The organism is Aporhodopirellula aestuarii (assembly GCF_023701485.1).
GTDB lineage: Bacteria > Planctomycetota > Planctomycetia > Pirellulales > Pirellulaceae > Rhodopirellula > Rhodopirellula aestuarii.
Genome location: NZ_JAMQBK010000060.1, coordinates 544,891 through 554,913, shown reverse-complemented (window position 1 = coordinate 554,913; position 10,023 = coordinate 544,891). Strand labels below are relative to the sequence as shown.

5 protein-coding genes and 1 pseudogene are annotated in these 10,023 nt (G+C 54.5%); 4 read left to right on the top strand and 2 right to left on the bottom strand.

The features are described 5' to 3' along the window. Positions 1 to 95 precede the first annotated feature (95 nt). From NB063_RS22655 to NB063_RS22640, 3 genes are all read left to right on the top strand, one after another. Positions 96 to 398 carry a hypothetical protein gene (locus NB063_RS22655; RefSeq protein WP_250931166.1) on the top strand — a complete coding sequence of 101 codons (303 nt, stop codon included), beginning with the start codon at positions 96 to 98 and terminating at the stop codon, positions 396 to 398. A 277-nt stretch (positions 399 to 675) separates the two neighbouring features. After that, positions 676 to 2,436 (top strand): calcium-binding protein, encoded by a 1,761-nt coding sequence (locus tag NB063_RS22650; protein WP_250931165.1) that lies wholly within the window; start codon positions 676 to 678, stop codon positions 2,434 to 2,436. Positions 2,437 to 3,309: 873 nt separating this feature from the next. Further along, complete coding sequence (locus tag NB063_RS22640) at positions 3,310 to 4,908, top strand: DUF4419 domain-containing protein (RefSeq protein ID WP_250931164.1); 1,599 nt, start codon at positions 3,310 to 3,312, stop codon at positions 4,906 to 4,908. An 89-nt stretch (positions 4,909 to 4,997) separates the two neighbouring features. Here the strand turns inward: NB063_RS22640 and NB063_RS22635 are convergent. Continuing rightward, a pseudogene (locus tag NB063_RS22635) lies at positions 4,998 to 5,129 on the bottom strand (IS256 family transposase); the annotation flags it as partial. A 924-nt stretch (positions 5,130 to 6,053) separates the two neighbouring features. Between NB063_RS22635 and NB063_RS22630 the strand changes: the two are divergent. Beyond that, positions 6,054 to 8,930: a PAS domain S-box protein gene (locus tag NB063_RS22630; RefSeq protein WP_250931163.1), complete on the top strand. Its 2,877-nt coding sequence runs from the start codon at positions 6,054 to 6,056 to the stop codon at positions 8,928 to 8,930. Positions 8,931 to 9,338: 408 nt separating this feature from the next. Here the strand turns inward: NB063_RS22630 and NB063_RS22625 are convergent, their stop codons facing one another. Beyond that, the gene (locus NB063_RS22625) at positions 9,339 to 9,713 is read right to left on the bottom strand and encodes a hypothetical protein (RefSeq protein WP_250931162.1); all 375 of its coding nucleotides are present in this window, start codon (positions 9,711 to 9,713) and stop codon (positions 9,339 to 9,341) included. Between the last annotated feature and the right edge of the window lie 310 nt (positions 9,714 to 10,023).

The window sequence follows — 10,023 nt, the reverse complement described above, 5'->3', positions numbered from 1 at the left end:
TAAAAATCAAAATGCTCTAGATTGAAGGTATCCGCGAGTAGGCATTCCTGTTCGATGCGACTCGCGATCGCCACTCATGCTATCGGAGCACTACGATGGCCACTCAAACTCTTGGCGACCAAGTACTCGAGGTCCAGTACACCAACCCCAAACAGCACACAGCGTTCATGACCGGACAAATCCGGTGTGACGAGGGCGGTGCCGGCGAAATCCTGGCGGTTTTGTTCGATGCCAATGGGGAGCAGAGGCGGGTATTGGCTGCCGGTGCCCACCAACACGGCGATGCTCGGGTCGCGTGCAACTCGTTAACGATGCCGGTTCCACCACGCTGGTCAGTCAAAGGCTACCGGGTCGAGACTCAAGCCAACATCCAAACCGATTGGGCGGAAATTGATTAACGTCTTACCTCTCAACAGTGATCTGCCGAGCTGTTAACTCGAAAAGAGGTTGAGGTTGTCCATTCAACGTTGCTGATGGACGCATTGGAGTGCCGATCAGCAAGGCTGTCGTTGGGGAGGGTGTTTGCATTTCCCCAGAACATTGCTTCGCCCTCCAGGTTCTCGATCGGGGGGACCGTGAATTCGTTGTAACGTCATCGGTCGTTTTGCGCTTTAGAAGCTCCCCGCTGGGACTCCCAGCATGATTGGAAGCAATCCTAGAGAACAAGGCAGACTGATGAGACGATACAAAAACCCACTCAAGGGCCGGCGGACATTTGAGGAGCTCGAAATTCGCCAATTATTTGCGGGCAACGTTTCGGTCGATTTCGATCGCGGCAACCTGCTTGTGCAAGGCGACAATTTTGCCAATCACATCGAGATTCGGCAGTACCGAAACGGCGCCATTCGAATCGAGTCGGAAGACGGTGGGGCAACGACCGTCAACAATCGTTTCGGCGGTACGTTCTCAGGAGACTTTAAGAGCTTGATTGTTCAAATGGACAATGGGGACGACTACATCTACCTGCACGATGCAGACATTTCGAGGGACGTGTCAATCAACCTGGGGACCGGTCGCGACAATTTTGACATTAGCAATCTTGATGTCGCTGATGATTTACTAATTGACTTCGGTCCCGATTCATCGACCATCGGCACAGAGTTTGGGTCGATCATCAATGTGAATGTCGGTTCCTCGATTGTAAACAATGACCTGTTCGTGCAGGGAAACGAGGCCAACCAATCACTGACGATTCTCGGCGTGACGGTAGACGACGACCTCGATCTCAAATTGACTGATGACGACAACGAGTTGGACTCAGTCACCTTGAACACGGTGTCCGTGTACGGCGAATCGTCGGATTCACGATTCCGCATCGATGCCAACACCATCACCGGTGGCGAGATTTGGAACACGACGAATCCCGCGGGTGACATCGATCTGAACCACGTCGGCAATCTGACACTGGATAAGGTCTATGCGTCGGACGATATCTGGATCGATGGTCGCAACTCGACTTCACTCCAGGACGATATCCACCTGGAAGCGGCTGAGGCGGGCGATCGCATCCTAATTCGCGGGCATGCAGGCGATGACATCCTTAGTTTCTCGGGCGCCGCGGACGTCGAGATCCGGGGCGGTGACGGCCACGACCAGATTTTTGGTGGAGATGGCAACGACATCCTCTTGGGCGGAAACGGCAATGATTCCTTGATGGGGTGGCTCGGTGCCGACTTGATCAAAGGCGAAGCGGGGCACGACCGCATCCTAAAAACGCCCAAGGGTGGCAGCGATTCGATCTACAAAGATTCGCTAGATATCGATGTCAACTTTGCTGACGGCATTAAGGTCGATATCGTCCTCAATGGGACGTCGACAACGGCTGAGGCCGGCAAGTGGACTGCCGATGAGGTCCGCCGCGTCGACGATGCACTGGCCGTCATGGTTGGCCGCACTGGCAATAATCGTTTGTTGGAACAACCCGGCGGCTACAACAGTGGCGAAGTCACGTTCTTTCGACAGGGGGACATTGTGAATCGGGCAACCGGAGCGATTACGACCTTCGGAGGATGGAATAACAATCAGGGGCACATTCATTTTGCCGAAGCCCGGTTTGACAATCCAGATGAGTCTCAGTTGCGCCGGGTGGTCTACCACGAGATCGCTCATAACTGGGACAGCGAAGCACCCGATTGGTTCCAGTTCTTGAACCTGAGCGAGTGGAAGAACATGGGCACTAACTGGACACCGCCCAGTGCGAATTGGGTCCAAGGCTCTTCTGGAACGACCACAAGTAGCTGGTGGTTTAACAGCAACGTGGCCGCTGGATTTGCTCGCAGCTATGGGCAACTAAGTCCGGTGGAAGACTTTGCAACCAACTTCGCGAAGTATTTCGCCGACGAGGAAGGCAGTACCTGGTCGTTTCCAGTGATCGGAAATATTGCTGACAAGCAAAGCTATGTGGACGATCTGCTTGACAGTATTACTGCAGCTTGATCGGTCTGGCAGGGGGCCGCAATGAAAATTCGTTCGCCGCTGATCGAGGTGGCGAGCGAACGGATCACGTTGAACTGTTTCGAACCGTGCCTAACGGAACTGGAGTCGTCGTCCTGCTGGGATGCCCCGATTTTATGTACTAGGCGTTATGAAAGATTGGGTTAGGAAACAGGAGTGGTTAATTCGCAGTACTGGTGGAGTGAGGCCGTAGGACTATCGGAAGCAGCACTGCGAAACGCGGACTCCGAGGGTGTCAGGTAGCCAAGCGAACTGTGCGGACGACATGTGTTGAAGTCCTGTCGCTGACACCGGAGTATTCACGTCATTGCTTGAGTGTGCTTTGCGCAGATTAGTGGTGCATGTTGTCATTCCATTGGGCATGCCGGGGAAATCAGATGGGCCAACACCTCGTTGTTTTGCTCGTCCTGTGAAATCGGTCGGACTCTCGGCCAATCGCGAGGTCGCATTTTGATTTGAGGTCGAGTCGTCGTGCAATGGACTCGACCCATCCTTCATTTCCAAACATCAGAACAATGCCTAGCACGAAACACGATGCATGGCGGTGACAGAAGCATTTCGGCAAGTCTCTCTGTGTTGGCTCAGTGGATTCGACGCGTCAAGACACGCGGTGACGTGACAAACGCCACCACCACGAAGGCCAAGCCTCGAATTCAGCCTGCTTTACCTAGCCGGCGTTTGGCACAAAAGTCCTCGCAGCAAGATGCGGTGATGACCGTGTTGTACGAGATACCTGTGTTGTACAATCGGATTGTTGATCAGGTTGTAGCAAGCTGTGGAAACGTGGCTTGCCCGTTAACGGTCTGGATTACGGTGTCACTCATTTGCGAATGAGATGCGCGGAAAGGGATTGCGATGTCATCATCAACCATTGCTCACACTCCTGACGGAGTCTCATTTGATTTGTTCTATGTTGAGTGGGCTCGTGAGCCCTTGCCGACTTCCAACACGAAGGACGCTTTGGCGTGTCTTGTCGGTGGTGAGTTGGAGGCGACGAGCGATTATGGCTCTGATTGTGTGTGCGATATTGATTTCAATCCGTTAATCGCGGCGGTCAAGTTGGCGCATGATCAACACCGCCCGCTCGCGATATCGCCCGATGCGATCTGGCTGACGATTTGCCAGGGGATCGCGACGCACGTGAAAGAGAACTGGGGTGCGTCTCGCGAACACATCGTCGCGCCGAGTGAGTTTGCCGTACGCGAAATTGAGGTGAGCACGGAGGAGTTTCCGATCGGATCGCCCGAAGCGGCGTGGGACGATCTGATTGAACTCGCGGTCAGTTCCACGCGTGGGAAATTGCTAGACTCCTTCGCGGATCGATTCCAACTTGATTTTTCAACGTCGACGCGCGCCGGACGGGTTGCGATGGACGTCGTTCTTTTCTCAGCGGTGAACAACGCGTTCTCGCTGTTCGACCGAATGAGCATTTGCGGGATTCCGCAAATCACGGTGCGTGGCACGACGGACGATTGGTCGCGTATTCGCGAAAGGGTAGACGGTTTGGAAACCTTTGGATTGACGGATTGGGTGCACCGTCTGCGTCCGATTCTCGATCAATTTATCGCGGCATCACGCGGTGAAGTGGACCGTGAATTCTGGAAATCCATATTCACCGTGGACGATGCGATTTGCGGAAAGGAGAACCGAATCACGGGGTGGATCGGGCAACTGTTTCCTTACCTGTGTTCGGCGATGAAGGGAAATGTGTCCAATCCGTTAGTGACCGGTGCGGATGGCGATCCGCCGATGCATCGCGATTTTCCAATCGGCGTTAGCGAAGTAGTTATGCAAAGCCAGAGGGCGACTCGCGTGCAAATCATGGGTGGGTTGATCGGTGTTGAACAACGAAAGGGCTCGATGGTCCTCGAACCGAAACTCGGTTGGGGTGTGCAGCGCGTCGACTCATTCAGAGATCTCTTGGATAAGCTGGCCGAATCGAACCATTGCCGGTTCCGCCGTGCTGAGTTGATGTCACGCCCTGCATGTAAAAACCAGTGTTCATTGCTGAGTCGATTCTATCAGCGGTTCGAGTCTTTGACACTGCACACCTCAGACGGCGAACTCGTTTGCGAAATTCACCCGTTACAGTCGTTGAACGTGTTGCGGGAGAAGCCGGATGTGTTGGAGTTGGTGACGTTGTCTAACGGGCAGTGGATCGGGACGCGTGGCGTGGCGGACTTGGCGGCGTTCTTGAAGAAGCGCAAGCCGATTGTGCCAGCGTACATGATCGGAGAAGCGGAAAATCGCCACACGGGAGATTGCGGTTTCATCTCCACCGATTGGGAGTTCGTGCTGCGTCGATTATTCGCTGCCGCTCAGGCAGACGAGACGGAGATCCCGTGGGGCGAAAATGGATTCGATGTCAAGGAACGATTCGACCCGCAAGACAACGCTGCCGCCAGCGTGCTTTGCAAAGTGCAACCGATTCGGCGCGGCACGGCAAAAAAATGATTCGGTGACCCCCGAACGCGATCGCCTGTTCTCGTTCGCAACAATAAATTTTTTTGCATCATCAGGATAATGCCTGGCACCAATCGATGGTCATAGAACGTCAGTAATCCATCGTGGTCTTTCTTCAAACAGTCGCAAGCCTGGCTGTACTTGGCTCCGTACTTTTCGATGAACGCATCGAATGCCTTCTCCGCGTCTTCCTTGGTTTCTGCCTGCCAGATTCAGTGAAGGTCGCAACTATTTCTTTTTTAGTCGACGAAGTATCCCTCCCGTAACATCGATGCAATCCGATTTTCCGGCAATATCCGTTCTCTGGCGTGCCTGAAATAACATACCGAGCTTGATTTTCATGCGATGCGATCGGACCAACCTAGGTTTTGAAAGTCACCTCAAGAAACAGAATGTGAAGAAACCGTTTGCAAATTAATGGATACACGTGCAAGACTCGTTCAGTTTGCCTGGCGTACCGCGCCTTTCTTATGGGGAATAGCCGCCCTGGGAGTGTGGGCGTGGACGACCCGCTACGAGTTTACTACCTATTCACATGACGAATCGGTGTCGGTGCTTCACTGGCCAATCGATACGAGTTTGGGTCTGGCAGAGGACCGGCCGACGTTAGTGTTCTTCATTCACCCGCGATGTCCCTGCACCCGGGCATCGGTGCGCGAGCTTGAACGCACCCTTACGGGAACTGGCCTATCGACAGCGCAGCAGCCCAAGTGCATTGCTGTCGCTTCTGTACCGCCGAATGCCACACCCAAATGGCGAGACACGGATATTATTCGTCGCGTCTCCGCGTTACCTCAGACAGAGATTGCGTGGGATGTTGGAGGTGTGGAAACTGCGCGTTTTGGAATCGTGACGAGCGGAGCTGTACGGCTTTTTCGTAACGACGGAGAATTGCTATTCGCAGGCGGTGTGACGGCATCGCGGGGGCACGAAGGAGACAATACCGGCAGTGACCGCATTTACGCGAGCTTGAGCCAGCAAACCAACGCGCCGCAGGAGTCGACACCGGTCTTCGGGTGTCGACTGTGTGTGGAGCCGGCAACTCCCATCTGTGGTGAGGCATGCCAATCTCCTCAACCGTTCGACGGCCTCATCGTGAAAGGGGCATCGCGATGAATTGGTTTAGAGAACTCGTTGTGTCCTCCTCCAAGAACCACTCCGCATCGGTGTTGCAAAAGCTGGAGGAACACTATCGGTCGATTCACATTCGGACCGACCGAATGTTTGCGGTCCTCATGATCTTGCAATGGCTGGGCGGGATCGCGGTAGCTCTGACTGTATCGCCACATACCTGGATCGGCGCCAAGAGCGAGTTGCATCCCCACGTGATGATGGCCGTATTGGGCGGAGGAGTCCTCGCGGCAATGCCAGTGGTCATGGCGATCTTTCGCCCCGGACTGTTATCCACGCGTATTGTGATTGCCTGCAGCCAGGTGTTGTTCTCTTCGTTGCTTATCCACCTCAGCGGCGGTCGGATTGAGACGCACTTTCACGTCTTTGGATCGCTCGCGTTTCTGGCTGCTTACCGTGACCTTCGCGTGCTTGGACCTGCCACTTTGATCGTGGCCGTCGACCATTTTGTGCGGGGAGTCTGGTGGCCGGAGTCGGTGTTTGGCATTGCCACTGCCTCCCAATGGCGTTGGCTAGAGCATGCTGCATGGGTCGTTTTTGAGAACACTTTCCTACTGATTATCATTCGCCAAAGCGCTCAAGAGATGCTCTCAATGGCTTATCAGGCAACGCGGCTCAACGAAGCGTTGGACAAGGCCGAGGCGGGAGAAAGGTTGTTTCGTGAAGGTTTCGACCAAACCGCGATGGGAATGGCGGTTAAGAACCTGGACGGCAGCTACCGTCTTGTCAACGATCGCTATTGCCAAATTACAGGCTACAGCCGCGAAGAACTATACACGAAGAGATTTCAGGATATCACTCACCCTGAAGATATCCCGCTGCATGCCGCCGCCATGCCTCGGCTCTCATCCGGCGAACAGTCCAACTTTCAGATTGACAAACGTTACCTGCGGAAGGATGGCCACGAGGTCTGGGTTAGGCTTACGTTGTCGCTCGTCAGAGACAGCTTTGGGAGACCCGATCACCTGATCGCGGCGGTGCAAGACATCAGTGAGGAGCGATTGGCTCAAGAGCAGATCGCCAAGCTGTCGCTCGTAGCCAGTAAGGCACGGCACTCAGTCATCATCGCTGGTCCTGATGGACGGATCCAATGGGTAAATGATGGCTTCACCAACCTCACTGGTTACACCCCTGAAGAAGCTCTCGGGCAGATGCCCAGCGAACTGTTACAGGGGCCCGACACCGATTCCGAGACCACCACTCTGATCGGCGAACGACTTCGCGCCCACCAAACAGTGAGTGTAGAAATTCTCAATTACCACAAGAGCGGCGAGGCCTATTGGATCAGCCTTGAGATCGATCCGGTCTTCAACGAAGCCGGCGAGCTTTGTCAGTATATCGCTACGCAAGCGGACATAAGTGAACGCAGGCTCAGAGCTACGCACCTAGAAAGAGCAACTCGAGAAGCGGAATCCGCCAACAAGGCTAAGAGTCAGTTCCTGGCCAACATGAGTCACGAAATCCGCACGCCACTCAACGGAATCCTGGGCTTCACAGAGGTACTGTTGCGCGACCGCGACAGAGTGACAGATGAAGAGATGGATGAGCATCTCAATACGATACGTCGCAGTGGAAAACATTTGCTAACGCTTATCAACGACGTTCTGGACATCTCGAAGATTGAAGCAGACCAACTCAAGGTGGAAGCGGTCCCCTACTCTCCGCACCAAGTGCTGTCAGACACAGTGTCCGTACTGAGGGTTGTCGCGAGGGAGAAAGGCATTGGCCTTGATTACCGCTGGGACAGCACCATTCCTAACACAATTCTCACCGATCCCTACCGGTTGAAGCAGTTGCTACTGAATCTGGTTGGCAACGCGATCAAGTTTACCAACCAGGGTGCCGTCGTTATCGTGGCGCGTATCGAAGAAACTGGGGCGCTATCGGAACTGGTTGTCGAGGTTCGCGACACGGGAATCGGCATCCCACAGGAAAAACTGGACGCTGTGTTTGATCCGTTTGTCCAAGCGGACGACACAGTTACACGTAGGTTTGGTGGCACTGGTTTGGGGCTGGCGATCAGTAGGAAAATCGCGGAGGCGCTCGGTGGCAGCCTCACCGCCCGCAGCATCGTCGGGCAAGGGAGTACCTTTGTCGTCCGTGTAGCGACAGGCGATCTCTCCAACGTGGGCAGCTACGAACCGTCTGCCCATCTTCCGGGCGCTGACGTGAAAACCAGTTCAACAGCTCCCTGCGATCTCAACGGCCTTACCGTACTTATCGTGGACGACGGCGACATCAACCGAAGACTCACCCGCCTCCTTCTTGAACGCGGAGGAGCGACGGTTCGACTGGCAGAAAACGGCCAAGTCGCAGTCGACATAGCCTCACAGACGCAATTCGATGTCATCCTCATGGACATGCAGATGCCGGTGCTCGATGGATACTCCGCCACGACCAAACTGCGGGAACGCGGCTTCAAGGGGCCAGTGATAGCGCTCACGGCGCATGCGATGAAAGGTGACCGTGAGAAATGCGAAGCTGCTGGCTGTACTGGCTATCTTTCCAAGCCGGTGGATGCGGATCAACTTTATGAAGTCATTTCCGAGAGCTGCAAAACAACTGTTTCTCAAGGGCAATCACCTGAGCCCATACGCTCCAAGCTTCCAACCGATGACGCCGAGATACGTGAGATCGTGGAGGAGTTTCTCGACACATTTGAATACAAATTTGGAGAAATGAAGCGGGCATGGGACGCGGGAGACATGAATGAGCTTGCGAACCTCGCCCACTGGTTGAAAGGGGCGGCGGGAACTGTAGGGTTCGGCTGTTTCACTGAGCCTGCATCCAATCTGGAAGGCGCGGCCAAAGAGAGAATCTACACGCAAGTCGGCGATCCGCTCAAGAACATTCTTGAGCTCAAACAACGTATCGTGCTGTGAGATGGTGAGTCCAATCACCCCCAATGCCCGTTATGTAATCGCTGCTTAACAAGGTGCACCCGCATCTGACATCGCAACCAGTATGTTCGTATTTGCAAACCATCCGTTGCCGGGATCACCCCGTGACTGTAGCTGTCCCATCGTGGCTCAGAGGTCGAGTCGTCGTGCAACAAATTCACCCCCGCTTTGATCTCCAAGTAGTGGGATGATGTCTAGCACCGAACGATGGTCACCAATGACTGATGCTGGACTCAAGCGAGGCGATGGTTCGTGGTCGAGGTGAAATGATCAACCCGCATGGGCCCGGCCCCCGCAATTCGACTCCAGTCGATGGGGACTCGGAATCGCTCGGGGGTCCCGAAGATCGGTCGCGCCGACTCTCGATCGCCTCGCCTCCCGATCACTCTGTTACTGCTTCTGATAGTACAACTTCGTCGCGTTGACGTACGGTGTCGTGACTGGGTAGAAGTTCCATTCGTACTTGGTCTTGAGACGAACATCGACCGGAATCCAGGTGGTGATGTTGCAGCCGAGAATCTCGCACAGCGTGCCGTTCTCAAGCGCCGCTTCGAACAGATCGAAGACCAATTCCGCCTCGCTGAGATTGCTGGTTTCGTACTCGGTCGCCCAGTAAGTGCCTCCGCTTCGCCAGAAATACCACTCTACTTGGACGCAATATTTGGTGGTGTAAAGCGGAATTGATGTCTGAGCCTGTGCTCGGGGCGCGGCGCAAAATGCAGCCAACAACAAAAACACGGGCAAAATACGCTTGGCGGAGAACATGATTTCGATCCTTAGTGCTGTGAAAGGTTGTACGGGGAAATAGGGCCGCACACGCCTAAGCGAAGACCATCCGGAAATGTTTCCGACTAAATATCGAGCCTTCGTGCAGAACCGCCAGACGCCTCCAACTCGCGCAAACAAAAGGGGAGGGTGGCGTTTTCGGACCGCTGCCGTGCTCGCCTGTGGGACTCGCTATTAGCGACCGTTCTGAAGACTCTTTGCCCTGCCAAGAATGCAACTCACCGGTGAGGTTCAGCTTGCGCGATTGAGATCGCTGAGACTTTATGGCACGGAGCGCACGTTTTAAAAT